The 25,972-nt window shown below is 48.8% G+C and carries 23 protein-coding genes; 4 read left to right on the top strand and 19 right to left on the bottom strand.

The window, feature by feature from the left end; genetic code table 11:
- Positions 1–107: 107 nt before the first annotated feature.
- From ACN081_RS06030 to rimP, 7 genes are all read right to left on the bottom strand, one after another.
- A complete protein-coding gene (locus ACN081_RS06030; protein WP_419103268.1) occupies positions 108–482 on the bottom strand; it encodes a hypothetical protein in 375 nt (124 codons plus the stop codon).
- On the bottom strand, positions 479–1,555 hold the full coding sequence (gene truB / locus ACN081_RS06025; RefSeq protein ID WP_419107251.1) for a tRNA pseudouridine(55) synthase TruB: 1,077 nt from the start codon (positions 1,553–1,555) through the stop codon (positions 479–481). Before truB ends, ACN081_RS06030 begins: the two co-directional genes overlap by 4 nt.
- A 3-nt stretch (positions 1,556–1,558) precedes the next feature.
- Complete coding sequence (gene rbfA, locus ACN081_RS06020; RefSeq protein ID WP_419102167.1) at positions 1,559–2,002, bottom strand: 30S ribosome-binding factor RbfA; 444 nt, start codon at positions 2,000–2,002, stop codon at positions 1,559–1,561.
- 187 nt (positions 2,003–2,189) lie between these two features.
- Positions 2,190–5,081, bottom strand: coding sequence for a translation initiation factor IF-2 (infB, locus tag ACN081_RS06015; protein WP_419107250.1), 2,892 nt, complete (start codon positions 5,079–5,081; stop codon positions 2,190–2,192).
- 199 nt (positions 5,082–5,280) lie between these two features.
- Positions 5,281–5,586 carry a YlxR family protein gene (locus tag ACN081_RS06010; RefSeq protein WP_419103271.1) on the bottom strand — a complete coding sequence of 102 codons (306 nt, stop codon included), beginning with the start codon at positions 5,584–5,586 and terminating at the stop codon, positions 5,281–5,283.
- Between the two features lie 173 nt (positions 5,587–5,759).
- Entirely contained in the window at positions 5,760–6,755 is a 996-nt protein-coding gene (gene nusA / locus ACN081_RS06005; RefSeq protein WP_419103272.1) for a transcription termination factor NusA, read from the bottom strand.
- A gap of 138 nt (positions 6,756–6,893) precedes the next feature.
- Positions 6,894–7,484: a ribosome maturation factor RimP gene (gene rimP / locus ACN081_RS06000; protein ID WP_419103273.1), complete on the bottom strand. Its 591-nt coding sequence runs from the start codon at positions 7,482–7,484 to the stop codon at positions 6,894–6,896.
- A 182-nt stretch (positions 7,485–7,666) separates the two neighbouring features.
- Between rimP and ACN081_RS05995 the strand changes: the two genes are divergently transcribed.
- The gene (locus ACN081_RS05995) at positions 7,667–8,518 is read left to right on the top strand and encodes a hypothetical protein (RefSeq protein WP_419107249.1); all 852 of its coding nucleotides are present in this window, start codon (positions 7,667–7,669) and stop codon (positions 8,516–8,518) included.
- Positions 8,519–8,610: 92 nt separating this feature from the next.
- Here the strand turns inward: ACN081_RS05995 and ACN081_RS05990 are convergent, their stop codons facing one another.
- The 4 genes from ACN081_RS05990 to ACN081_RS05975 form a co-directional block, all read right to left on the bottom strand.
- The gene (locus ACN081_RS05990) at positions 8,611–10,425 is read right to left on the bottom strand and encodes a proline--tRNA ligase (protein WP_419103275.1); all 1,815 of its coding nucleotides are present in this window, start codon (positions 10,423–10,425) and stop codon (positions 8,611–8,613) included.
- Between the two features lie 153 nt (positions 10,426–10,578).
- Positions 10,579–11,742, bottom strand: coding sequence for a GNAT family N-acetyltransferase (locus tag ACN081_RS05985; RefSeq protein ID WP_419107248.1), 1,164 nt, complete (start codon positions 11,740–11,742; stop codon positions 10,579–10,581).
- A 78-nt stretch (positions 11,743–11,820) separates the two neighbouring features.
- A complete protein-coding gene (gene ispG, locus ACN081_RS05980; protein ID WP_419103277.1) occupies positions 11,821–12,990 on the bottom strand; it encodes a flavodoxin-dependent (E)-4-hydroxy-3-methylbut-2-enyl-diphosphate synthase in 1,170 nt (389 codons plus the stop codon).
- A 222-nt stretch (positions 12,991–13,212) separates the two neighbouring features.
- Entirely contained in the window at positions 13,213–14,544 is a 1,332-nt protein-coding gene (locus tag ACN081_RS05975; RefSeq protein WP_419103278.1) for a M50 family metallopeptidase, read from the bottom strand.
- A 558-nt stretch (positions 14,545–15,102) separates the two neighbouring features.
- Here ACN081_RS05975 and pflB point away from each other — a divergent pair.
- The 3 genes from pflB (at position 15,103) to pflA (ending at position 18,465) form a co-directional block, all read left to right on the top strand.
- Positions 15,103–17,211, top strand: coding sequence for a formate C-acetyltransferase (pflB, locus tag ACN081_RS05970; protein WP_419107247.1), 2,109 nt, complete (start codon positions 15,103–15,105; stop codon positions 17,209–17,211).
- Between the two features lie 103 nt (positions 17,212–17,314).
- A complete protein-coding gene (gene grcA2 / locus ACN081_RS05965) occupies positions 17,315–17,569 on the top strand; it encodes an autonomous glycyl radical cofactor GrcA2 (protein ID WP_419102155.1) in 255 nt (84 codons plus the stop codon).
- A gap of 17 nt (positions 17,570–17,586) precedes the next feature.
- Positions 17,587–18,465 carry a pyruvate formate-lyase-activating protein gene (pflA, locus tag ACN081_RS05960; RefSeq protein WP_419103280.1) on the top strand — a complete coding sequence of 293 codons (879 nt, stop codon included), beginning with the start codon at positions 17,587–17,589 and terminating at the stop codon, positions 18,463–18,465.
- A gap of 121 nt (positions 18,466–18,586) precedes the next feature.
- On the opposite strand, the gene dxr is transcribed toward pflA, so the two are convergent.
- From dxr to rpsB, 8 genes are all read right to left on the bottom strand, one after another.
- Positions 18,587–19,912, bottom strand: coding sequence for a 1-deoxy-D-xylulose-5-phosphate reductoisomerase (gene dxr / locus ACN081_RS05955; protein WP_419103281.1), 1,326 nt, complete (start codon positions 19,910–19,912; stop codon positions 18,587–18,589).
- Positions 19,913–20,048: 136 nt separating this feature from the next.
- Positions 20,049–20,309 carry a GlsB/YeaQ/YmgE family stress response membrane protein gene (locus ACN081_RS05950; protein WP_419103282.1) on the bottom strand — a complete coding sequence of 87 codons (261 nt, stop codon included), beginning with the start codon at positions 20,307–20,309 and terminating at the stop codon, positions 20,049–20,051.
- Between the two features lie 151 nt (positions 20,310–20,460).
- The gene (locus ACN081_RS05945; protein ID WP_419103283.1) at positions 20,461–21,048 is read right to left on the bottom strand and encodes a cell division protein DivIVA; all 588 of its coding nucleotides are present in this window, start codon (positions 21,046–21,048) and stop codon (positions 20,461–20,463) included.
- Positions 21,049–21,103: 55 nt separating this feature from the next.
- Complete coding sequence (locus tag ACN081_RS05940; protein ID WP_419103284.1) at positions 21,104–21,952, bottom strand: phosphatidate cytidylyltransferase; 849 nt, start codon at positions 21,950–21,952, stop codon at positions 21,104–21,106.
- 5 nt (positions 21,953–21,957) lie between these two features.
- Entirely contained in the window at positions 21,958–22,515 is a 558-nt protein-coding gene (gene frr / locus ACN081_RS05935; RefSeq protein WP_419103285.1) for a ribosome recycling factor, read from the bottom strand.
- 232 nt (positions 22,516–22,747) lie between these two features.
- Positions 22,748–23,491 (bottom strand): UMP kinase, encoded by a 744-nt coding sequence (gene pyrH / locus ACN081_RS05930; protein ID WP_419102148.1) that lies wholly within the window; start codon positions 23,489–23,491, stop codon positions 22,748–22,750.
- A 164-nt stretch (positions 23,492–23,655) separates the two neighbouring features.
- A complete protein-coding gene (tsf, locus tag ACN081_RS05925) occupies positions 23,656–24,486 on the bottom strand; it encodes a translation elongation factor Ts (RefSeq protein WP_419107246.1) in 831 nt (276 codons plus the stop codon).
- A 128-nt stretch (positions 24,487–24,614) separates the two neighbouring features.
- Positions 24,615–25,424, bottom strand: coding sequence for a 30S ribosomal protein S2 (rpsB, locus tag ACN081_RS05920; protein ID WP_419102146.1), 810 nt, complete (start codon positions 25,422–25,424; stop codon positions 24,615–24,617).
- Positions 25,425–25,972: the final 548 nt, after the last annotated feature.

The following is a 25,972-nucleotide window of genomic DNA, read 5'->3' as shown; positions in this document are numbered from 1 at the left end:
TCTCTTTTTCTCTTCTTATCTTTCGGAAAGAACCCGAGCACCATTATCAGGTGCATGGTAGTGTGGCACCCCATCCGCCCTGCACTATAGAGCAGAAACGCTTCGGCCTAATAGTAGTACCAGAGCATATTCATCCGGTGCACCATCACAATCAGAACCGCGCCAGCTAACGCCAACACTAAAGTAGACCAACGGGTGCGTTCTGACAGTGACCAGAAAAAAGTTCCGGCAGGAATGAGCATCGCGGTGATGAGATAACCATAGTATTCTAACCAGTCTCCGCGAGGACCGTCAGTAGTTAGTTGCATGATCACTGAACCGATGAGATATATCACCAGCCATAGCTCAAGGATAAGAACAGAACCTTGAGACCAGTCATCGGGAACACGGCCTCGCAGAAACTGCCAACAACAGATGAGAGAAGATACCCCACCTAAAAGTGCAGTCCCCCAAAACCATAGGTCTAAACCAGCAAACATCATGCTTCTGGATCCTCAAATATTTTTCCTGATTCCCACACCAATAATGGAAAACTCAAGACCTTTCCACGCTTCTTCTGGTTTTTTACCAACGCCACCAAGGTACCGTCAGGAGCAAAAACGGCTTCTACACCTTCAGTACGGGGGTGCTCATTCGGCTCTTGAGGGGCCACGTATAAAGCGACGTCCTCAGAGCGAGCTTTAATGGCTCGACCAAAAGAAATGTCTGTCGCTTCTTCTGCTAAGAGGGTACGAGAAGAGAAAATAGCTCGAACAGAATCTTCCAAAGAAATCAGCTGTATCTTCCCGTCAGTCTCTTCTTGGGCAGCCAGTTCTTCTAAAGACACCGATTGTTCTAAGTTCACACTGCCAATGCGGGTACGACGTAATTCTGTCAAATACCCTCCGGTACCAAGACTCTTCCCTAAATCACGAGCCAAAGCACGTACGTACGTACCAGAAGAAACAGACACGTCAACACGTACATCAATGACAGGAACGATTGTATCGTCAGCATATTCTGATACGACATCATCAGATAGTTCACGGGACATCTGTCCGATATGTACCATCTGATGAGATATATCAAGTACCTCAAACGCCGCCACATGCACGGCACGCCCAGCAAGCTCAACGTCTTCACCTTGGTGGGCACGTGCATAAGAACGCACACCATCGACCTTAATAGCAGAAACTGATGAAGGTACTTGAATAATGTCTCCGGTCAGTTTCTGTGTCTGCTGAACAATATCTTCATCACGTATGGTCTTGAGATGTTCAGAAGAACATAACCAACGAAGCTGACCATCAAAATCGTCGCTATGAGTCGTACCACCCAGACGAATGGTTGCCGTATAGCTCTTCGACTCCCCCGTAATCCACGTCAACAGCTTAGTTGCTTTATTAACGCCTACGATGAGAACGCCCGTTGCCATAGGGTCTAAAGTTCCGGCATGTCCAACCCGTCGGGTCTGCGCTAAACGGCGCACTTTCCCAACGACATCATGACTCGTTAGACCTGCAGGTTTATCAATAACAACAATTCCCGAAGGTCCGTTAGGTGCTCGGCGTGCCACCGGTTATGCTTCTTCGTCTTCGGTATCTTCAGCAGGTTTTTTATAAGGGTCAGCTTCACCTGCGTACTGAGCTTGAGCAGATTCTTGTGCCAGAGCCTCATCACGGCTGCGTGCCTGACGCAACAACTCCTCAATATGAGAAGCATTGACCGGCACCTCGTCAGGAACAAAAGTTAATGTCGGAGTCAGACGAGCAGTAATATTTTTTCCTACCTCAGAACGCAAGATACCACGAGCTGATTCTAAAGCCGCTTTTGTTGATTCTTGTTCTTCGGGGGTGCCGTATACGGTGTAGTACACGGTTGCATGTTGCAAATCGTTGGTAACGCGAGCATCTGTTACTGTCACGAACCCTAGACGAGGGTCTTTAATGCGACGTTCTAGTGCCTGAGCCACAATCACTTTGATACGATCTGCCAAGCGTGCGGCGCGAGCTGCATCAGCCATCAGTCTCTCCTTGAAAAATAGTTTTAATATACCGGTTCTTATGTCAGTCTACCGGTTAAAGGTCAACGCACTCAAAAACTATCAAGGGTGAGAGCACAGATTCACCTGCGCTCTCACCCTTGATAGATTAGCGGAGTGAACCGCCACATCTATCTAACGTAGTGTTCACCCTAGCATCATATGTTTTTTAGACGCGTGGCTTTTCTCGGAGTTCCCACGTCTCAATGATGTCGCCTTCGTGAATATCGTTGAAGGATCCAAGTCCGATACCACACTCGTAGCCTTCACGAACTTCAGTAGCGTCATCTTTGAATCGTCGCAATGACTCGATGTTGAGGTTATCTGCAACAACGGAGCCATCACGAACCAGACGAGCCTTAGCGTTACGCTTGATAATTCCATCTTTGACAATAGAACCAGCGATGTTACCCCACTTGGAAGAACGGAATACTTCGCGAATCTCAGCAGAACCAAGCTCCACTTCTTCGTATTCAGGTTTGAGCATGCCCTTGACAGCAAGCTCAATTTCTTCGATTGCACGGTAAATCACGGAGTAGAACTTCATTTCTACGCCTTCGCGTTCTGCCAGTTCTGCCACGCGTTCGGCCGGACGAACGTTGAAGCCAATAATCACAGCGTTATCAACGGTTGCAAGGTTCACGTCATTTTGAGTGATAGCACCAACACCACGGTGAATGATACGGAGCTGAACTTCATCTCCGCCAGCTTCAATCTTCATCAAGGACTCTTCAAGAGCTTCAACAGCACCTGAGACGTCACCCTTAATGATGAGGTTCAAGGTGTCCATCTTGCCTTCAGCAACTGCGTCATCGAAGGATTCCAAGGTGACGCGTTTACGACGGCTCGCAAGCTGTGCGTTACGGTCTGCAGCTTCACGCTTTTCAGCAATTTGACGTGCAGTACGTTCTTCTTCGGTGGAGATGAACGTATCGCCTGCACGAGGAACGGTAGAAAGACCAAGTACCTGAACTGGACGTGAAGGCCCAGCTTCTGTAAGGGCTTGACCGTTCTCATCGAACATTGCACGAACACGACCATAAGCCACACCGGCAACAATCGCATCACCAATATGCAAGGTACCGGACTGTACCAGCACAGTGGACACAGCGCCGCGTCCCTTGTCGAGGTTTGCTTCAATAGCAACGCCACGAGCTTCTTTATGGGGGTTCGCTTTAAGGACCATGGTGTTGTCTGCAGTGAGGCAGACAGCTTCCAAGAGAGCATCAATGTTGAGGTTATCGCGTGCTGAGACATCCACAAACATGGTGTCTCCACCGTATTCTTCAGGGATGAGGTCGTATTCAGTGAGCTGTCCACGAACCTTATCAGGTGAAGCGCCCTCTTTATCAATCTTGTTGACAGCCACAATCATAGGAACCTTAGCGGCCTGTGCGTGACGGATAGCTTCAACAGTCTGAGGCATTACGCCGTCGTCTGCTGCAACCACCAAAATTGCGATGTCAGTGACTTTAGCACCACGGGCACGCATTGCGGTGAACGCTTCGTGACCGGGAGTATCAATAAAGGTGATGGCTCGCTTTTCGCCTTCAACAGTCGTGTGAATCTGGTACGCGCCGATGTGCTGGGTAATACCGCCGGCTTCTCCCTCAATCACGTTCGTATTACGGATAGCGTCAAGCAAACGGGTTTTACCGTGGTCGACGTGACCCATAACAGTTACCACTGGAGGACGAACCTCTAGGACATCGTCATCTTCTGCAGCAGTTTCTGCTTCAAGGTTGATGTCGAAGGATTCAAAGAGTTCGCGTTCTTCGTCTTCAGGGGAAACGATTTTAACAACGTAACCGAGTTCTGCGCCGAGCAGTTCAAAGGTTTCTTCATCCAATGACTGAGTTTGCGTTGCCATTTCGCCAAGACGGAATAGCACGGTAATCAACGATGCAGGATTTGCATTGATTTTCTCAGCAAAGTCGGTAATAGATGCACCACGGCGAAGACGAACGAGAGTGTTTCCGTCACCGCGAGGAATCTGAACACCTGCCAAGTGCGGTAGTAGAATCTCTTCAAGGTCACGATTGATGCGTGCACGCTTCTTGCTCTTGCGTTTAGAGCCGGCACCTCCGCGGCCGAAAGCACCCTGCGCATTTCCACGTCCACCACCGGGGCCACCACGTCCTGGTCCGCGGTTGAATCCGCCACCGGAATTGCCGCCACGGCGAGAGTTGCCACCAGCGCCGCCACCACGAGGGCTAGCACCAGGGGTCATCTTCGTCGGCATCATATTAGGTGATGGACGGTTTGCTCCGCTACCTGCGTTAGCTGCAGGACGAGGAGCGTTATTACCCGCTGGGCGAGGAGCATTTGCACCACCAGAGCGAGGAGCATTATTACCTGCGGGGCGAGGAGCACCATTTCCGGCAGGACGTGGATTACGTCCACCACCGGGGCGAGGAGCGTTGTTGCCACCACGCTGGTTGCGTCCGCCACGAGCAGAAGCATTACCGCCACGTTCGGGGCGTCCACCGCGTTCAGAGCTCTTGCCCATTCCCTGTTGTGTAGAGAAGGGGTTGTTGCCGGGGCGAGGGCCAGGTTTAGGCCCAGGCTTAGCAGAGACAGCACCTGGTTTAGGGGTATTAGCCGGTGTGGGTGCCTGCTGAGCCATTCCCTGTTGCGTAGAGAAGGGGTTGTTGCCGGGGCGAGGACCAGAGGGCTTTGCAGAGCTCTTAGGCTGAGCGGGTTTCTCTGGCTGCGCTGCAGGCTTAGCAACAGGTGAAGGCTGAGAAGTTTTAGCTTCCGCAACTGGTGCTTTAGCTGGAGGTTTAGGTCCAGGTTTAACAGCTGAGCTGGTAGAAGGTTTAGGCGCAGGCTTCGCTGCACCTGTTGTTTTAGGGGAAGAACTCTTCTGCGGAGCTTTTTCAGCTTTTTCTGCAGAGTTTTCTTTCTTGGGGAACGCTGCACGTAGTTTTTTCTCTACGGGAGGTTCAACGGTCGAAGACGCACTTTTGACGAATTCGCCGAGTTCTTGAAGCTTTGCGACGGCTTCTTTAGAGGTGATACCGAGATCTTTCGCGATCTCGTGTACGCGGGGTTTAGCCACTTTTCTCCTGTCCTGGCTCACGCCGAGGACGGCGCGAACCTTCAGTACTTGAGATAAACGGGTGTATTACGGTTGTAACCACCCATCGTTTTGCCAGTGTCAGAGCACGTAATAGTACTCATCGTGCGGCACTCATAGGGTTTCCATCAGTTTTCTGACTCGCTTTCGAATAAGAAGTCGTCAAACTAGTTGACTTACATTAGTTCGCCACCCGACTCGCCTGATGACGAGCCGAGGAGAGCATCGCTGACGTTGATGTTTCGACAACGAGTTCTACGGCATTGACCCGTGTGCGGAACGCTCGATTGAAAGCCCCTTTTTTCTGGGCTTTATTCAAACATTCATGGTTATGGTGTAACCATGCTCCACGTCCGGGTAGTCGTCGTCGCATATCCCATACCACGCGAGGCGGTTGCCCCACGATGATATTGTCTAAAGCGACTCGGACCAATTCTTCTTGTGCTGTTACTTCACGGCATCCGATACAGGTTCGTTGGGGTTTCACGAGTATGAGCTCATCCCTTCTTGCTATATTCGGATATTCCATACCGTTTTCTAGTGTTAATAACTCACGAAAACGGTTGCGCCGATGGCGCATATTTTTAGTAACACCACTATCAGTCTATCGTTCTTCGTCGATAGAACTGAAACTTTGTTAGTTAACTCGCATTCTGCGTGTTATTCTTCGTCTTCTCCGATGGCTTGGTTATAACGGGATTCTGAAAGAATATCGATACGCCAACCAGTAAGTTTCGCAGCAAGACGAGCATTCTGACCTTCTTTACCAATAGCCAAAGAAAGCTGATCGTCAGGAACTACCGCACGCGCGGAGAAGGTTTTAGGGTCAATCACCGTTACATGTTTAACTCTTGCCGGTGAAAGGGCCGCAGAAATAAATTCTGTGGGGTCTTCAGAATAATCAACAATGTCGATTTTTTCATCGTTCAGTTCGGACATCACAGCACGTACGCGAGCGCCCATTTCTCCGATGCAAGAACCTTTGGGGTTGATACCAGGTTTGGTGGCGCGAACAGCAATTTTTGTGCGGTGTCCGGCTTCGCGGGCAACTTCCATGATTTCGACGAGGCCTTCTTGAATTTCTGGTACTTCGTGTTCAAAAAGTCCGCGCACAAAGTTGGGGTGTGTTCGAGAAAGTACGATAGAGGGGCCTTTAGGTCCACGTCGGGCTTCAAGAATATATGAGCGGAAGCGTAAACCGTGCGGGTAGCGTTCACCGGGGACTTGTTCGGAGGTCGGAAGAACTGCTTCGATAGTTCCTAAATCGACGTGTACCATGCGAGGGTTCGGGCCTTGTTGAACGATGCCAGAAACAATCTCTCCTTCTCGGTCACGGAATACACCGAGAACTTGAGAGTCTTGAGCGTCGCGGAGGCGTTGCTGAATAATCTGTCGAGCGGTAGAGGAAGCGATACGTCCGAAGTTATTGGGGGTATCGTCAAATTCCCCAATTTTTTCGTCGTTTTCGTCTAGTTCTGGTGCCCAGATAGTGACGGTTCCTGTGGTGAGGTCAATTTCTGCTCGTGATTCGCGAATGGCTCCAGGCTGTTTGTGATACGCCAGAAGTAGTGCGTTCTCGATCATGGGAATAACCTCGTCGAGGACGATATCCCCTTCTTTTTCGAGCTTTCGCAGGATGCTCAAATCAATATCCATGGCAGGCCTTTCCTTCTACAACAGACCGGGGCACGCGTGTACCCCGGCTCCGCCTTCTCTTACATTCAGGCGGAAGATACCGCATGAACCTTCGTGTTTAACGTTTTCTCTACTTAGTGATTCTAGCGAATTTTCCCACTAGTGATTGAATTCAATTTCTACTTTTGCGGCAGAAATTGCCTCCCATAGGAGTTTTTCGCTCTCTTTGTACGATTCTTTTTGACCTTTTTTCGTCTGTTTTTTACGGCGGATCACGGCTCCGTCTTCTTCGATGTCGTCGAGTCGAGCTAAAAATTGTTCGCCGGAGTCAAGAGTTATTTCGAGGAGACGGCCTCGAGCACGTTTCCAGTGTCGGAGTTCGGTGAGTGCACGTGTTGCACCAGGAGAGGAAACTTCTAGAGAGTATGGGACGTTTCCGTCTTCTGCTTCGTCGAGTGCACTCGAAAGAGCTCCAGAAATTTCAGCTAGGGTGTCTAAGGAGAGCATATCGGTGCGGTCTTCAGTGTAGTCAACGACAACTTCTAGAGTGCGGTGAGCACCAGAACCTTGAGCTTTAAGACTTTCAAGTACGCAGTCAAATTGTGCAACGACTGATTCGATTGTCTCTTTGACATCCTCGACATTGAGAAATGCGCCGTGTTGTTCGGGTGTAGATACTCGAGCTAAAGCACGTTCAGCTGCGCGACGCTCTCTAGCATTCATAGTATTCTTTTGAGAAGGTTGTACCATCAGCTACTTTCTTTTTCAGATTAAATCGAACTAGCGGTTAAGCCTACCGTCTATGGCGCTACTTTTTCTATGAGAACACCCCTAATACAGTGGTGTGTGAGAGCTAACGCAAAAAGAGAAGGTAGATTGGGCAGGTCGTACACTCTCAACACCAGTTATGACAGGAAAAGGTTGATACCACGATGAAATCTTCTACTTTAGCGAGCGCGTTAACAGGCAGTTCCCTTGCCATAGTTTTAGCGCTCGGGGTGTGGTCTCAGGTTGAGGAGCGTCATCGGGCAGAGTCTTTGGCACCGTACACTCGCATATCTACCGCTCTCATTGAGGTACAAGATTCTTTAGCTTCACAGCAAACTCCCGTATCTGATGAGCTAAAATCTTTGGTTCAACAACAACTAGATTCGTTACCTCATTCGGCAAATATTCTAGCGAGCAAGGATCGCCCCAAGGATGATTCTCCCTCGTGGGAGAAGATCTTTGATTCTTCTGTACAAAAGCTATATCACGAGGTTTTTATCAATGCAGATCAACAATCCGAAGCTCAAAATTTTGTTCGTTCTGAACCGTTAGAGTTTGTTCAGCAGTTACAAGATTTTGCTCAAGAACATCAGATTAAGCTTTCTGAGCTGAAAGCTCCAAAGACAGTTGCTTGCCGTCCTCTTTCAGAGCGTACTCCTGCCCCTGAGAGTATTACGCGTCTTCTTCAGACAAGCTATGCGTATCGTTATGCTAGTGAGGTCATTGGGGCAAGAACTGATGTTGAAGAGTTTTCTGCCCAAGAAATATCAGGTATTGAGCGTTTACAGCAGCAGGCGAAGGTCTTAGAGCAGCGTCTTGTTCAGGCGGTGTCTTGTCAGTATCAGTTACCGGCACAACAGGTTACGTATCCGGTTGATGTTGCACAAGGGTACACCTTTTTAGAAGAGCATTCTGATGCGGTGCAGAAGAATGCTTTGGCAGTTGTTGCTGATAGCACTGTACCTAGTGATGTTCCAGTTTTTCTTCTATCAACTCGTATTTTCTTAGAAGATTAGTTCTTCTGCTATTTTTTAGGTGATGGCATAGATAAGGGTGTTCGTGCGGTTGTTATACCGTACGAACACCCTTATTCTAGTGCGTTTTATGCTTATGCACAGAGGTCTTCGGCCGTTATTTCGTGTTGTACTTGTGCAACGGCTTCATCAAGGTTTACTTCACGAGAGGAGCCGGTTCGGCGGTCACGAATTTCGATTTTTCCGTCTGCGTATCCGCGTCCAACAACAATGATGGTCGGTACACCGAGCAGTTCAGAGTCTTTAAATTTAACGCCGGGTGATACCTTCGGGCGGTCGTCAAAGATGACTTCGATTCCTGCAGCTTCAAGCTCATCAACAAGTTTCTGAGCGCCAGCAAGGATTTCTTCACCTTTTCCGGTTGCCACAACGTGTACGTCTGCTGGTGCGATGTTTCGAGGCCAGATAAGGCCCTTCTCATCATTATTTTTTTCTGCGATAGCAGCTAGTGCACGAGTGACGCCGACGCCGTAGGAGCCCATCGTAACGGTTTGTAGTTTTCCGTCGTGGTCAAGGACTTTGAGCTCAAGTGCTTCAGCGTATTTACGGCCTAGCTGGAAGATATGTCCCATTTCGATGCCTCGTGCGGTGTATAGTTCGCCAGAGCCATCGGGCGCCATATCGCCTTCGCGTACTTCGCATGCTTCGATGACGGCATCTGCAACGAAGTCACGGCCTACAACAGCGTCATATACGTGGTGTTCAGCTTGGTTAGCGCCAGCAATCCAAGCACTTCCTTCTACGATACGTGGGTCAACATAGAAAGGAATACCTGTAGCAGATTCTTCACCTAAGAGTTGTTGCTCTCGTGATACACCTGGGCCAATATATCCCTTGACCAGTTGTGGAAAGTCTTTGAGGTCGTTCTCGTTTGCTGGTTCTACCTCAACTTCACCGCCAACACCTAGTAGCGTACCAATGTTCACCTCCACACGAGAAAGATCTACGTTACGGTCTCCGGGGATGCCGATAGCAGCCAGACGACGCTCTCCATCAGGCAAAATAACCGCAACAATCAGGGTTTTGAGGGTATCTTTTGCTTCCCATGGGCGGTTCTCACGAGGGTAAAGCTCGTTTGATACCTGCACTAGAGATTCAATGGTGGTCGCTTGAGGTGTTTGGCGGACGCTTGCTGCCGGTGTGTTACTCGCATCTACAGTTTCTAGCGGGTAAGTAGTGACAGCTTCAACGTTTGCAGCATACCCGCCAGCAGAACGTACGAAGGTATCTTCACCGATGGGTGTTGGGTGCAAGAATTCTTCGGAGCGAGAGCCACCCATAGCACCAGATTGTGCTTGGACAATGACGATTTCTAGTCCGAGTCGTTCAAAGATACGCTGATAGGCGCCACGGTGTGCGTTATAGGCTTCTTCGAGTCCGCTGTCGTCAAGGTTGAAAGAATAGGAGTCTTTCATGACGAATTCGCGGCCACGCAAAAGTCCAGCACGTGGGCGTGCTTCGTCACGGTATTTTGTTTGGATTTGGTAGAGGTAGACGGGGAGGTCTTTGTACGAGGTGTAGAGGTCTTTGACGAGGAGTGTGAACATTTCCTCGTGGGTGGGGGCAAGGAGCATATCTGCACCTTTGCGGTCTTTGAGTCGGAAGAGGTTATCTCCGTATTCATCCCAACGGTTCGTGGCTTCGTAGGGTTCGCGTGGGAGCAGTGCTGGAAAATGTACTTCTTGGGCGCCGATAGCGTTCATTTCTTCGCGGACGATGTTCTGTACTTTGTTGAGCACCGAGAGCCCTAGTGGTAGCCATGTGTAAATACCTGGTGCGGCACGGCGAATGTATCCGGCACGAACTAGGAGTTTATGGCTGATAACTTCTGCATCGGAGGGGTCATCGCGCAGGGTGCGCAAAAAGAGTTGTGAAAGGCGAATAGCCACCAAAATCATCCATTCTTATTGTGGGGTGCTCATGAGTGTTTATGACACTTGTTGAGGAATATTTGTACTTATTTTAGCGTAGATGCTCTGTTGATGATGTTCCTTAACGGGGCAAGGCACCGACGATGTTGCGGGATAAGAAACGATAGTTTTTTAGAACGTGATGGTAGCGAAGGTACCATATTGTTCCATACCAAGGCTTTGATATAAGCGGTATGCAGGCTGGTTATGGTTATTGACGTACAAGCTAATATGAGGGAATCGTGGGCGGATTAGTTCAATAGCTTGAGCGAGTAAAGGTGCAGAAAGCCCTACCCCACGATAAGCAGGGTGTAACCAGACCCCTTGTATTTGGCAGAGGTCTGAGTACGCTAACCCAAGGTCTGCTTTGAAGATGACAACACCGTCATCGTTTGTAGCGACGAGACTTCTCCCTGTTCTGATGTATTCTTCAACTCGTTGAGCGTATCCGATGGCGTCTCTGTCCATCGGGTCGTAGCCGATTTCTTCGATGAACATTGCAACGGAGGCTTTGAGCAGTGAGTCTCGGTCGGAGGTGCGCGCCCAGCGGACGGGGTTCTCTGCAATGGGTGGGACGTCAAGAGTTACCTGGAGAGGTTGAATTTTTTGTGTGGTGAGTGTTTCTAAAGATTTTTGTGGGTCGAGGTACAGTAGCGGTTGATTTTCACATACCGAATGTGGTGTTCCTGTTTTAGATTGAAGCAGTGACCATAGCCCCAGTGCATCTTCTGCTTCTCCGATGATGCAAGCAATGTATTTGAGCGAACGAGCAATAACAGTGCTGACGTGTTTACGGTACTCCTTGGGGATTAGGATGGGTACGCAGTTTGACCCTAGCCAGAAGGCTCCAACCATGGTGAAAAAAGTTGCGGGTTGTTCTTGAGAGCCTTTTTCTGCAGAGTCAAGAATCTCGTTGGGTAAAGGAATGGGGCGTAATAGTTCTGGAGTAATTTTTTCGACGAGTTTTCCGGTGATTCTTTTGACGGTATGCCCGATTTTTTCACTACCGCCTAGTGGTTTCCGGCCTTCTTCTGACGTGCCGTAGGTGAGTTCTACACCGTGCTGAGCTAATGGTGCGTTCTCGTAGACGGGGAGGAAGATTCCCATAAACCCATAGTTGTGGCGGTATCCGCTCAGTGCTGAGGGTGTTGGCAGTCCGAAGCGTTCTAGATGTTCTGAGGCATATAGGTTTTTAATGGGGTCAAGGGCTATCATCTTTTCGAGTTCGTCCCAGTCATCGGTGGTCAGTGGACGAATCAAGACATCGTCTGTGTTGCGTTGAAAAAATGAGAGCACTGTAACAGCAGCTTTCTTCGGGTTGGGCGTACAACACTGGTCAGGGTTTTAGTATTTCCCTGACCAGTAGTTGCGGTGTTATTTAACGATGACTTGTGCGCCAGGCCCGTCTTCTGGGATGTATTCGCCGTTAGCTTCCATTTCTTCGGCGATACGGTTGGCTTCTTCGATGAGAGTTTCAACGATTTGGTCTTCGGGTACGGTCTTGATGACTTCACCTTTGACGAAGATTTGTCCTTTGCCGTTTCCTGATGCGACACCAAGATCTGCTTCGCGGGCTTCACCGGGGCCGTTCACAACACAGCCCATGACGGCAACACGAAGTGGCACTTTCATGCCTTCGAGCCCCTTGGTGACGTTTTCTGCTAATTCCCAAACGTTGACTTGTGCTCGTCCGCAGGAGGGACAAGATACGATGTCGAGTTTTCGGGGGCGGAGGTTGAGCGATTCAAGAATCTGTGAACCCACTTTGACTTCTTCAACGGGAGGAGCAGAAAGCGACACTCGGATAGTGTCACCGATGCCTTGAGACAGGAGCGCCCCGAAAGCCGTTGCGGATTTGATAGTGCCTTGGAAAGCTGGCCCAGCTTCGGTAACGCCTAAATGCAAGGGCCAGTCTCCACGTTCTGCAAGACGTTTATAGGCTTCGACCATGACGACGGGGTCGTTGTGTTTAACGGAGATTTTGAAATCGTAGAAGTCGTGTTCTTCAAAGAGTGAGGCTTCCCAGACTGCTGATTCTACGAGAGCGTCGGGAGTTGCTTTGCCGTATTTTTGGAGGAGGCGCTTGTCGAGGGATCCAGCGTTAACACCGATACGGATGGAGGTTCCGTGGTCATTTGCCATCTGCGCGATTTCTTTGACTTGGTCATCGAATTGGCGGATGTTTCCGGGGTTAACGCGAACGGCTCCACAGCCTGCTTCAATGGCGGCGTACACGTATTTGGGTTTGAAGTGGATATCTGCGATAACGGGGATTTGTGATTGTTTCGCAATGATAGGGAGCGCTTCTGCGTCTTTGTCGGTGGGGCAGGCGACACGTACGATATCGCAACCGGCAGCGGTAAGTTCAGCAATTTGTTGGAGGGTTGCACCAATGTCGTGTGTCTTGGTGGTTGTCATTGATTGCACCGACACCGGAGAGTTTGAGCCTACGCCTACGGAACCGACTTTGAATTGTCGGGTTTTGCGGCGGGGCGCAAGTGTAAGCGGGGCGGGTGCGGGCATACCTAAACTGACCGAAGCCAAGATGTTCCTCCAAAGACTTGTCGGTGGTGCGCGATGCGCACCGATACCGTTATCTATTGTGCACTAGATACCGGTGTTTTTTCGAATGCAGTGGGCTTCGCTACGAGTTTCTGCTGTAGATATAGCTCTCAGCGCAATGTTAAGAGCGTCAGTGTTGGTTTGTTCTTCCACGATATACAGCCCTTATGAGAGCGACTGTCGGTTTTGTCACAGATAATATTTTTAGAAAATATTAATGGGCTTGATGAGATCAGCAAGGATGAGCACCACAGACATCAGGATGAATGCTCCAGCAACAACCCATGTCAGTGGAAGAAGCTTTACGGGGTCAAAGGGTCCGGGATCTGCTTTTCCTCTCAGACGTGCCCAGCCTTTTCGGAGGCCCTCCCATAGCGCTCCAGCTACGTGTCCACCGTCAAGTGGCAGAAGTGGGATGAGGTTGAAGACGAATAGCATGAGGTTCATGGAACCGATGAGAGAAATGAGCGTAGCGCTTTTAGAACGTAAATCGATGCGGTCTGTTGCTGCAATTTCGCCAGCTGCTCGACCTACACCAACAACAGAAACCGGTGAGTCTGCGGGGCGTTCGCTTCCTGTTACCAGCGATTCACCCACGGCAAATACGCGTGCTGGCAGTTTGAGAACTGTTGCGCCAATACGTTCGAGGGTGTTCCCCACTTCGGGGAGAACTTGGCTAATATGCCCTGGTGTTAGTTCGCTAGTGGGGCTGACGCCGATAAATCCGACGGTCATAGTTTTGTAGGTTCCGTCGGGGTTCTTTTCATATTGTCCTGTGAGTTGGTTATAGACCGGTCTCACCGTTTCCAACGGGGTGATGGTCAGTTCTCGGGTTTGTCCATCTTTTTCAACGGTTACTGGAACAGCGTGGTTTGCGTTCCGTTGAATGAGAGAGGTGAGCTGTTCCCACGAGGTGACCTGTTCACCGGCAAAAACAGTAATAGTATCTCCAGCTATAAGACCTGCCGCGTGTGCTGGAGAATCGGGATCTGTATTGGTGCAGCTGGCACGGTTGGCTTGGTCTACGTTAGTGGCAGTGACGGTATGTACGCATTGTGAGATGGTTTCGATGGTGGTTGTGGGCTGGTATTTTCCAAAGCCGAGGATGAGCACTGCCATGCAGAGAACCCCAATGAGGAGGTTCATGGTGGGCCCGCCGAGCATGATGATAATGCGTTTGTAGACTGGCAGTTGGTAGAACAATCGGCCGTCGTCGTTTGGCGTGATACGTTCGGCGTCGATATCGCGTGCGTCTTGGTAAATCTGCGATAGGCGGTTGTGACGAGTGGTTTTTGAGGCGGGTGGGTACATCCCAATCATTGATATGTATCCGCCAAGAGGGATGGCTTTGATTCCGTATTCGGTTTCGCCTACTTTTCGGGAGAAGATGGTTGAGCCGAACCCAATCATGTATTGAGGCACTCTGACGTTGAAGAGTTTTGCGGGGACGAGGTGCCCTATTTCGTGTAAAGCGATAGAGAGAATGATGGCGAGTGTCATGATGACAACTCCCCCAATAAATAAGGCGGTACCCATGTTTGTTTCCTCTCTGCGCTGTTCGTGGTGAAATTCTTTAAACTTCACCTATCAAACCATGTTTTCGAGTGTTGTGGCAGTGCTACGCACCGTGCATTGAGCTAGTACACAGTTTTTTCTGGGATGTTAAGCGTAGTTTTTACAGTATTTTTGGTGGTTATTGTGTGCGGGGCCGAGGCGTGAGTGTTATTTGTGCAGGTTGTTCCCCTCCCTCCATAAAACAACACAAGAAAAGATGAAACCATAAGAACACAATCTCCTTATGGTCACAAAAACCCTCTGCGCAACACCTTGCAGAACTTTAACTATATGTCACCAACACAAAAACTTCACAAAAGAACACAATAGACGTTACGTATCACATAAATGCACAATAACATTTTCTAATATTTTTAAAACAGCTAGTCAAAGCATGTTTATTAATGAGATATAGAAATCGTCATTACCGCAAAACCACCACACCTTTTAACATTCAACAGCTCAATAGATACGATAAAAACGTCACATAAAAACACCGCACACACAAATAAACGCGGTACCGCAAACAGGAGTGCAGACATGACCGTTCCCACGGAATCGCACACAGCAGAGCACGACATCTTCGCCGTCGCATGGAAAGATTTCACACCAGGCCCATGGCAAGAACATGTAGACCTCAGAGACTTCATCCAACGCAACTACACCCCCTATGAAGGCGACGCTTCCTTCCTCGCCGGCCCCACCGACAAAACACTCAGAGTCTGGGACACCCTCGAAAAGAAATACCTCTCTGTAGAACGCAAACAACGCGTCTATGACGTCGACACCAACACCCCTGCAGAAATCGACGCATTCCCTGCCGGCTACATCAGCGAAGACGACGACGTCTGCGTCGGACTACAAACAGACGTCCCCCTCAAACGCGCCATGATGCCCAACGGCGGCTGGCGCATGGTCGAAACCGCCATCAAAGAAGCCGGCAAAGAACCCAACCCAAACATCAAAAAAATATTTACCGAATACCGCAAAACCCACAACGACGCAGTATTCGACATCTACACCCCACGTATCCGAGCAGCCCGTTCATCACACATCATCACCGGCTTACCCGATGCCTACGGACGTGGACGCATCATCGGCGACTACCGCCGTGTAGCACTCTACGGCGTAGACTTCCTCATCCGAGAAAAAGAAGCCGACAAACACAAAGTCGCTGACCAAGGATTCTCCGAACACTGGGCACGATACCGCGAAGAACACTCAGAACAAATCAAAGCCCTCAAACGACTCAAGAACATGGCACAAGCCTACGGATTCGACATCTCAGGGCCCGCAAAAAACGCACAAGAAGCCGTCCAATGGACCTACTTCGCATACCTCGCATCCGTCAAATCACAAGACGGCGCCGCTATGTCCATCGGACGACTCTCTGGCTTCCTCGACATCTACTTCGAACGAGATCTCGCCAACGGAACCATCACCGAATCTGATGCACAAGAAATGATCGACGCGCTCGTTATCAAACTACGCATCGTCCGCTTCTTACGCACCATCGACTACGACCAAATCTTCTCAGGAGACCCATACTGGGCAACATGGTCCGATGCAGGATTCGGAGACGACGGACGAACCCTCGTCGTCAAAACATCCTTCCGACTCCTACAGACTCTACGCAACCTCGGACCAGCCCCAGAACCAAATATCACCATCTTCTGGGACGAAAAACTTCCCGCAGGATACAAAGAGTTCTGCTCTGCTATCTCCATCGAAACATCCTCCATCCAATACGAGTCCGACCCACAAATCCGAAACACTTGGGGAGACGACGCCGCCATTGCATGCTGTGTATCCCCCATGAAGGTCGGAAAACAAATGCAATTCTTTGGTGCTCGTGTCAACGCTGCTAAAGCATTGCTTTACGCAATCAACGGTGGACGAGACGAGATGAGCGGGAAGCTCATCGTTGAAGGGTACGAACCCATCACCGGTGACGGGCCTCTCGACTTTGACGAAGTCTGGCAAAAGTATGAAGAAATGCTCGATTGGGTGATTGCAACATACGTTGAAGCACTCAACATCATTCACTACTGCCACGATAAATACGCTTATGAGGCCATTGAGATGGCGCTTCACGATTCCGACGTCATTCGAGCTATGGGATGCGGTATCGCTGGGCTATCCATTGTTGCGGACTCACTGTCAGCTATTAAATATGCGAAAGTTACTCCAGTCCGCGACGAAACAGGACTCATCGTTGATTACATCACCGAAGGAGACTTCCCCGCATACGGAAACGACGATGACAGAGCAGACGATATTGCTGCAACAATCGTTCACACTGTCATGAGCAAGATTAAAGCTATCCCGCTTTATCGTGATGCTATCCCCACCCAGTCAGTGCTCACGATTACCTCAAACGTTGTCTACGGTAAAGCTACCGGAAACTTCCCTTCCGGACACCGTGCAGGAACACCCTTCTCCCCCGGCGCAAACCCCGAAAACGGTATGGATACACACGGCATGGTGGCTTCCATGCTTTCTGTTGGCAAACTTGACTATCAAGATGCTCTCGACGGTATCTCGTTGACCAACACCATCACCCCCACCGCATTGGGACGCACCAAAGAAGAACAGGTTCAGAACCTTGTAGGAATCCTTGATGCAGGATTCTTACCAGAAGAAGACTAACCGCATATAACGGTCACCCCATGGGTTACCTCGTGTTGGTATATGCCCTCATGCTGAGGCATATACCAACACATCACTTGAAAAATCTAAGGAGAAAATTATCATGGCAGTCAAAACCTTTGAAGAACGTCTTGCAGAGATGAAAGCTAACCGAGCTAACGTCCCGGCAGATCAGCATGGCCTATACCATGCAAATATCAACGTCCTCAACCGTGAGACCCTCGAAGACGCAATGGAAAACCCCGATAAATACCCAAACCTCACCGTTCGAGTCTCTGGGTATGCCGTAAACTTTGTGCGTTTGACACGTGAGCAGCAACTTGACGTTCTCTCACGGACTTTCCATCAGAGTGCATAACTCTCTTCCGCTGGTTAATGATGTCTACATCAACAGTAGAAACGATGCCGTTGGGGGAACAAGGCTTTGCTCCCCCAGCGTCTCGTCATGCAGGAGCTGGAACGTGGGGTCTTGGTGAACTCACCGATTTAGAACGAAGCGAACAGCTTAAAAGAATGAGAGAAGGGAAGTTAGGTTCTGTTCATTCTTGGGAGTTGGTTACCGCGGTAGATGGGCCTGGCACCCGTATGACAGTTTTTATGAATGGTTGCCCGTTGCGGTGCGTGTACTGTCATAATCCAGATACGTTTAACATGCGTGATGGTCAGCCAGTTGAGGCTCAAGAATTGCTCAAACGTATCAAGCGTTATCGCAAAATTTTTAAATCTACCGGTGGTGGTTTGACCATTTCTGGTGGAGAAGTTCTCATGCAACGTGCTTTTGCGTGGAATGTTCTTATGGGCGCTAAATCTTTAGGTATCCATACATGTATTGATACTTCTGGTTATTTAGGTGCAGCAGCTACCGATGATTTTCTTGAGTCAGTAGATTTAGTTCTTCTTGATGTTAAAGCTGGCGATGAGGAAACCTACCATCGTGTGACAGGACGACGTTTACAACCAACTATTGATTTTGGTGATAGGCTCAATGCTCTGGGCAAAGATGTGTGGATTCGTTTTGTGTCAGTGCCTGGTTACACCGACTCTTATGAGAATGTTGAGAACGTTGCAGATATTGTATGCCGTTGGCCTCGTTCTGTTCGCAGAGTTGAAGTTTTACCTTTTCACCAGATGGGAACAGATAAATGGCGTTCTTTGGGTCTTGACTACAAGCTTGAAGAGGTGCGTCCTCCTAGCAAAGAAGAAACAGAGCGGGTACGCCAACAATTTCGGGACCGCGGACTTACCGTCTACTAAGGTGAGTGTTACTGGGATTCCGCATTTTTTGGATAGCTCAGGCGAATAAGTATTGTTAAAGACCACGGCGGCAAGTTCTCAAGGAGCTTGCCGCCGTGGTCAACACGTTTTGGTACATCTACTATTGTGCCAGTATTTCGCCGGCACGTATACGTGCCCAGCGCTCTGCTTCTAAAACTGAGTCCAAGGTCAAGTTTTTTTCGGAACAATATGCACTTGAGGATTCGTGTTCGTCCAGTACTTTTTGAACAGTATCAATCATCGCGGTAAAAGAAATTTTCTTCGCATGGAAGGCTTCTACAGCTTCTTCATTCGCAGCATTAAATACCGCAGGGAAGGTTCCTCCACGACGTCCAGCTTCTTTAATGATACGAACAGCTGGGAACGCTTCTTCATCAAGAGGTTCGAAAGTCCATTTCTGTGCGGTATTCCAGTTACAGGCGGGTGCAACGCGAGGGATACGATACGGCCAGGTAAGACCTAACGCAATGGGTAAAAGCATGGTCGGTGGGCTAGCTTGGGCAATGGTCGTACCGTCAATAAATTGGACCATAGAATGTACCACTGATTGCGGGTGTACCGTCACATCAATATGGTCAAGGTCTATACCGAACAGGTAGTGTGCTTCTAGTACCTCAAGAGCTTTATTGACCATCGAAGCAGAGTTTGTAGTGACCACTTTGCCCATGTCCCACGTAGGGTGAGCTAGGGCTTGCTCAGGGGTCACATGTTGTAGTTGTTCTTTGGTCATGCCACGAAATGGCCCGCCCGATGCGGTGAGGATTAAACGTTCAATTTCGCTATCGTGACCAGCGCCTAGTGCCTGCGCCAAAGCAGAATGTTCAGAATCAACAGGGATAAGTGGCTGTTCAAGGGATGATTGATCTACTGCTTGGCGGACTAAAGCTCCACCAGCGATGAGAGACTCTTTATTTGCTAATGCAACCTGAGCACCAGAGGCTAAGCCTGCTAGGGTGGGGCGTAAACCGATGGAACCGGTGATTCCGTTCAGTACTATATCTGCACCGCAGCTCGCAGCTTCAGAAGATGCGTTTTCGCCGCAGATAATCTGTGGGCTGTACCCAGATAATCCATGTGCTGTGCTGTGCTGTTGGATGAGTTCTTGTAAGGTGATACGGTCTTGTTCTGTTCCGCTCGTTGCAACCAGTTCTGCACGGGTCTCTACCGCTTGTTGTGCTAATAGTTCTAGGGAGTTTCTTCCGGCAGAGAGAGCTTTGACACGAAGGGGGGCACCCTCATCGTGTAGGTGCGTTTGAGAAAGGGTGCATAAGTGCCGTAGTACTTGAAGGGCTTGAGTTCCGATAGAACCGGTTGAGCCAAGAATACTGACAGTTCGACCTATTCCAAGATGTTGTAGGTATTCGTCAGTGAGAGTTTCTAGGGGATGTGTATTTGTTCGCGGTTCAGCTGTGCCACCAAATTTCATAGTATGTAGTTTACCGTCTTTGCCGAAACACTTTGAGGACGCTAGGACCAGTAGCCATGTTTAAAATAACGATGCGAGGGTGCTAGCATCTCGGTTGAGAGCTATCAGCCTCGCATCGCACGGTAGTGATAAGTTTTTAGTTTTTTGCGCCTAGTTTGCCCCAGATGAAGAGAGCAATAAGAGAACCAATAACAGCTGTGACAATAGTGCCGAAGCTTAGTTGAGTGATTCCGTTAGAAAGGCCGGGGATGAAGGTTCCCAACCATCCGCCGATGAACGCACCAACAATACCCAATGCGGTGGTGACAATAAATCCTCCACCTTGTTTACCGGGCATGATGAACTTAGCGAGTGCACCAGCGATGAGGCCTAAAATAATCCAGGTAATAAGACCCATTTTTATCTCCCTATTTTTATGAGAGTTTCCGCTCTCTGAAAGTATGATGACAGAAAATGCTTCAACCATTAGTCATTATACCTAGATAGTCAGCAGGGTGATATTTTCTTAAGAAATTATGTTTGTGGTGAGTAATGAAAGCGACACAAAACTACTTTAAATCCAGCATAAGCTCAATACAGCGGTCCATAAATGCGTCAACTTGCGTCTCTTCATAACATAAAGAACCTACAGCGCTACGAAAAACTGCCCGACGAACCAGACTCGCAGAAAGTTCTCCCTCGCCTTGAAAATGCTGACGCAGCTTCTCACATAAGGCATCCACATCATCGACAAAATACCCTTGTACCCGTGTAGAGCTAGGGCGGCGAAAACGCTCACCCGGAGCACGGTTGATACGCCCCATCACCAATTCAGCACTTTCTTCTACCGCCTGACGCCATGTCTGACGACCATATTTTTCAATATAACGACGACGTTCCAAAGACGCGAAACGGTCTTCAACACGATCTAAGGTCGCGTCAACGTCAGCCGGATAGTAACCGCCCTGCACCGGTGTAAAACTCATGGTGCGAATAGTCGTTGAGGTCATCATCCCAGGGTGAGTTCGTCCGGCACGCAAATTTTCAAAATCCTCAACCAGCTGAACAAAGAAAGCGTCTACTTCACGCGCAGAATACCCCTGTTTCTTCGGCTCAACCAAACGAAATTCACGAAGGCGCTGACGTCTTTCTCCCATATAAACCACCTCAAAATACCTGTGAAGAAAATGTTATTCCATCACGTGTAAAACCTTAAAAAAGGAATTCAAAACCAGTAAATAGCACGTATCCAACAGCTAAACAAAAAACAATAGAATCTAACCGGTCCATCACTCCACCATGACCAGGAAGAATATTTGACATATCTTTAATGCCGATTTCACGCTTAATCATCGACTCAGAAAGATCACCAGCGGTTGCTGTTATTACCAGCGCACATGCCAAGATAACACCGAACCACCACGGATACCCTAAAAAGAAACACGAAATAACAGCCGTCAATGCAGCCCCTATCAAGGAGCCAGCAAAACCTTCCCATGTTTTTTTCGGAGAAATCGTTGGCGCCATCGGGTGCTTGCCCCAGCGTACCCCCGCTAAATACCCCCATGTGTCATTTGCAACTGCCATCAACAAAATGAGAAATATTTTGCCTGAGCCACCGTCTGTCCTAAATAACAGCAACGCTAATGCCACCATAAAAGGAACCCAAGAGGTCACAAAGATAGATCCCATCACTGACATAATCATGCCGTCTTTAGGACCAAAAAGACGCCAAATAATCTGCGCTAAAATAGCGCACACCATTGCAGTAATCATCCATTGCCCACCCCCGATATAAGCAATAAGGGGTAGGAATAATGCGCTTGCTACTGTAGGAAACAGAGGTATTCCCATACCGCGTTTCTTATTGATACCAGAAGTTACTTCCCACGTACCAACTGCAGCAGCAAGCGCACCAAGAATGACAAGAAGCCAAGGGTAGCAAAACAAACCAATGATAAGAAGAGCACCTAAAAAGGTCCCTACGAAGATAGCAGCAGGAAGGTTACGTCCCGCTTTAGAATTCTTTGACCCAGTTTGCTGTTTAACCCGAGTACCCATCAAATTTAGACCTCAAGAAGCTCCGCTTCTTTACGCTTGAATAGCTCATCAATCTGATCAATATGCTTTTTGGTCAAAGCGTCTAGTTCTTTTTCTCCGCGAGAGCCTTCATCTTCGCCTACTTCGCCATCTTTGACCAGCTTGTCGATAGCGCTCTTTGCAGTACGACGGATATTGCGTACGGAAACACGTGCTTCCTCAGCTTTATTGCCAACAATCTTGATGTATTCTTTACGGCGTTCTTCTGTCATTTCTGGCATCACAACACGGATGACGTTACCGTCATTTGCAGGGTTAGCACCAAGGTCAGAATTACGTAGAGCCTTTTCAATATCACCAAGCGCAGACTTATCGTAAGGAGTGATAAGGATAGTGCGAGCCTCAGGAGTCTGGAAGGATGCAAGCTGCTGCAAAGGGGTAGGAGTTCCGTAGTATTCTACGGTCAATGAAGAGAACAATGAAGGATTTGCACGACCAGTACGCACATTTGCAAATTCGTTCTTAGCGGCTTCTACTGCCTTGTCCATCTTTGTTGTTGCTTCTGCTAATGATTCCTCGATCAACGGTATCTCCTTTTAATACGGTATTTTTATCAGTCACAATGACCAATAGGTATGCTCCCTATTAGTCTAGTTGATTTACTCTCTTCTTGCTTAAGACATCTCGAAGAACCAAGTGTTAATTCCGTGAAGGTGCAAAGAGCTATCAACCCAAAAGAGGCTCCCCTGCTCTCATCTGGTGTTGACAAACCAAATGAGCAGAAGAGCCTCTCATCAATATCGTTCCTCACATTGATTAAGCGGTAACGAGCGTTCCCATCTTTTCGCCAAGAATAGCTCGAGTTACATTACCGTCACCTTGCATACCAAATACGCGCATCGTGACGTTGTTATCACGGCAGAGAGAGAACGCCGTCTGATCCATCACACGGATATTCTTACGCATTGCCTCATCATAGGTGAGGCTATAAAGACGTTCAGCATCGGGATTTGTCTTAGGGTCTGCAGTGTAGATACCGTCAACACCATTTTTTGCAACGAGAACCTCATCTGCAGAAATCTCAAGAGCACGCTGAGCAGCAACTGTATCTGTCGAGAAATAAGGTAGACCAGCGCCAGCACCAAAAATTACGACGCGGTCTTTTTGCATATGGCGAATCGCACGACGGGGAATATAGGTTTCGGCAACCTGAGGCATAGTAATAGCGGATTGAACACGGGTGTCAATACCAGCTTGTTCAAGGAAATCTTGAAGAGCCAAGGAATTCATGACCGTACCTAGCATGCCCATGTAGTCTGCACGGGAACGATCCATGCCAGCGTTTGAGAGCTCTGCTCCGCGGAAGAAGTTACCTCCACCAATCACAATAGCGGTCTCTACTTTTCCAATAGTTGCAGCGATTTGTTCAGCAACTCCACGAACGACGTCAGTTGCAATACCAACTTCTCCGCCACCAAAGACTTCCCCAGATAGTTTGAGAAGAACTCGACGGCGTCCTGTGTCATCGCGATAAGTGGGGGTAGTAGCGGGCTGAGTCATGATGGAGCCTCCAAAAAGTTCTGTATTTATCATGCGTCATAAAACGCGTTCTCGTCTAATAGCATACGACAAGGGGAAGTACCGTTCTAGGTACTTCCCCTTGTTATGTTCGGCTCAATCTAAAATATTTCTATTTTTTGAGAGCAAAACAGTGAAGATTTTATTTATGCACCAACGCGGAAACGCTCGAAAGCGGTAGCGGTAGCGCCAGCTTCTTCAAGAACCTTAGCAACAGACTTGGAAGAATCTTTTGCGAAGTCCTGATCAAGCAAGGTGTTTTCCTTGTAGAAAGCTTTGAGCTTGCCTTCAACAATTTTTGGAATAATCTGCTCAGGCTTACCTTCAGCAGCAGCGGTTTCTTCAGCAACGCGCTTTTCTGCTTCAACGTCTTCAGCTGGGATAGCTTCAGAGTTCAAGTATTTAGGAGACAATGCTGCAATGTGTACAGCAACATCGTGCGCTACGGTATCGGTGTTTTCACCGGTGACAGCCAAAAGAACGCCAACCTGTGCAGGAAGGTCTTTGGAGGTCTTGTGCAAGTACACAGCAATGTTTTCACCTTCAACGCGTGCTACGCGGCGAACAACAATTTTTTCGCCCAAGAGTGCGCCAGCTTCGGTGGTGAGTTCTTCAACAGTCTTTCCGTCTACGGTAGCTGCCTGAAGTTCTTCCAAAGTGGAAGCGCCAGCTGCAATAGCTGCTTCAAGAACGTTGTTACCGAATTCTACGAAAGGATCAGATTTTGCTACGAAGTCAGTTTCAGAGTTGACTTCTACCATGTAGCCAACGCCGTTTTCAACGCGTGCAGCGATAAGACCTTCAGCGGTTGCACGGCCTTCACGCTTGGTAACGCCCTTGAGGCCTTTAACGCGGATGATTTCCATTGCTTTCTGCTGGTCGCCGTTAGCCTCGTCGAGAGCTTTCTTGACGTCGAGCATACCTGCGCCGGTCTTTTCGCGCAGTGCTTTAATGTCTGCTGCGGTGTAGTTCGCCATTGTGAACTCCTTGATTGTTTTAGTTCAAAGATTTTTATACATACACACTGTCTGGGGTGTTACAGTGTGGTTTTTGCTAATGGCGCCCACCCAAAAACTTAGGTGGGCGCCATTAGTTTTATGTGAAATTACTCTGCAGATGCTTCGGTAGTTTCTGCGGTCTTTTCAGCTTTGTGCTGTTCAAGAAGCTCGCGCTCCCATTCAGCCATAGGTTCTTCAGCAGTGTTTCCCTTGCCGGCTTTTTTGTTGTTGCGTTCTAGAAGACCTTCTGCAACTGCGTCAGCAATGACGCGGGTGAGGAGGTTAACGGAGCGAATCGCGTCGTCGTTACCGGGGATGGGGAAAGCAACTTCGTCAGGGTCGCAGTTGGTGTCAAGAATTGCCACAACAGGAATGTTGAGCTTCTGAGCTTCGTCAATTGCGAGGTGCTCTTTCTTGGTGTCAACAACCCACAAAAGGCTAGGGGTCTTGGTGAGGTTGCGAATACCGCCGAGGGTGCGCTCGAGCTTTTCGTGTTCGCGACGGAGCAAGAGGAGTTCTTTTTTGGTGAACTGTGAGCCTGCAACATCGTCAAAGTCGATCTGCTCTAGTTCTTTCATGCGGTCGATACGCTTAGAAACAGTCTCGAAGTTGGTGAGCATACCACCAAGCCAACGGTGGTTAACATAAGGCATGTTAACTCGAGTAGCCTGTTCAGCGATAGCTTCCTGAGCTTGCTTCTTGGTACCAACGAAGAGGATGGTGCCACCGTGAGCAACGGTTGCTTTAACAGCTTCGTAAGCTTTATCGATGAAAGCCAAAGACTGCTGCAAGTCGATGATGTAAATGCCGTTACGTTCGGTGAAGATGAAGCGCTTCATCTTGGGGTTCCAGCGACGGGTCTGGTGACCAAAGTGAACACCAGAGTCAAGAAGCTGGCGCATAGTTACGACTGGCATGTCGTCTCCTTTTATATAGATGTGCCGTGGCGATCCCTGATTCCAGGCTAACCGTCCACGCGCATAGTAGTTATCGGTTTACATTGGAGTAAAACACTCCCCTGGTAAAACTCATATTGTTCGAGGGAGGATACCCTGAACAATACTCAGACCTTCACCACCTCATTTGATGGACCGAAAGTTCTCAGTCTTCACATAAACCCCAGAATATATTTGAGAGGCTTTATGAAGATATTGTTTTACGCGTTGTCAGACCACTTCTACAGCGGTAAGTCACTATGTATGGTGACTTCTCGAAACCTCTCAATAAGAACCTAAGCCATAAGACTCAAAGTTTTTAGGCAGGAAGTATCGAACTGCAATAGCCAACTATACCGCATCGACACCGTCAAAAACATACGGAATACGGCGAATGTGAGCAAAAAACCAAGGTTTTCTAGAGGCAGCAGAAAACAACAACCCAGCTCATCAACAACCAGTGCACCACACCACGGTTTCTTAGCCTCTACCCCACACTGAGACAGGCACCAATATCAACCAAAATAGCG

The sequence above is a fragment of the Rothia sp. P13129 genome, from assembly GCF_048512865.1.
In the GTDB taxonomy this organism is placed as follows: Bacteria; Actinomycetota; Actinomycetes; order Actinomycetales; family Micrococcaceae; genus Rothia.
This window is presented reverse-complemented; position numbering and strand designations above follow the sequence as displayed.

Coding starts and splice junctions, on each gene's coding strand:
- ACN081_RS06030 (WP_419103268.1), bottom strand. CDS start 482: ATGATGTTTGCTGGTTTAGACCTATGGTTTTGGGGGACTGCACTTTTA.
- rbfA (WP_419102167.1), bottom strand. CDS start 2,002: ATGGCTGATGCAGCTCGCGCCGCACGCTTGGCAGATCGTATCAAAGTG.
- nusA (WP_419103272.1), bottom strand. CDS start 6,755: ATGGATATTGATTTGAGCATCCTGCGAAAGCTCGAAAAAGAAGGGGAT.
- rimP (WP_419103273.1), bottom strand. CDS start 7,484: ATGGTACAACCTTCTCAAAAGAATACTATGAATGCTAGAGAGCGTCGC.
- ACN081_RS05995 (WP_419107249.1), top strand. CDS start 7,667: ATGAAATCTTCTACTTTAGCGAGCGCGTTAACAGGCAGTTCCCTTGCC.
- ACN081_RS05975 (WP_419103278.1), bottom strand. CDS start 14,544: ATGGGTACCGCCTTATTTATTGGGGGAGTTGTCATCATGACACTCGCC.
- pflB (WP_419107247.1), top strand. CDS start 15,103: ATGACCGTTCCCACGGAATCGCACACAGCAGAGCACGACATCTTCGCC.
- grcA2 (WP_419102155.1), top strand. CDS start 17,315: ATGGCAGTCAAAACCTTTGAAGAACGTCTTGCAGAGATGAAAGCTAAC.
- pflA (WP_419103280.1), top strand. CDS start 17,587: ATGATGTCTACATCAACAGTAGAAACGATGCCGTTGGGGGAACAAGGC.
- dxr (WP_419103281.1), bottom strand. CDS start 19,912: ATGAAATTTGGTGGCACAGCTGAACCGCGAACAAATACACATCCCCTA.
- ACN081_RS05950 (WP_419103282.1), bottom strand. CDS start 20,309: ATGGGTCTTATTACCTGGATTATTTTAGGCCTCATCGCTGGTGCACTC.
- ACN081_RS05945 (WP_419103283.1), bottom strand. CDS start 21,048: ATGGGAGAAAGACGTCAGCGCCTTCGTGAATTTCGTTTGGTTGAGCCG.
- ACN081_RS05940 (WP_419103284.1), bottom strand. CDS start 21,952: ATGGGTACTCGGGTTAAACAGCAAACTGGGTCAAAGAATTCTAAAGCG.
- pyrH (WP_419102148.1), bottom strand. CDS start 23,491: ATGACTCAGCCCGCTACTACCCCCACTTATCGCGATGACACAGGACGC.
- tsf (WP_419107246.1), bottom strand. CDS start 24,486: ATGGCGAACTACACCGCAGCAGACATTAAAGCACTGCGCGAAAAGACC.
- rpsB (WP_419102146.1), bottom strand. CDS start 25,424: ATGCCAGTCGTAACTATGCGCCAGCTTCTTGACTCTGGTGTTCACTTT.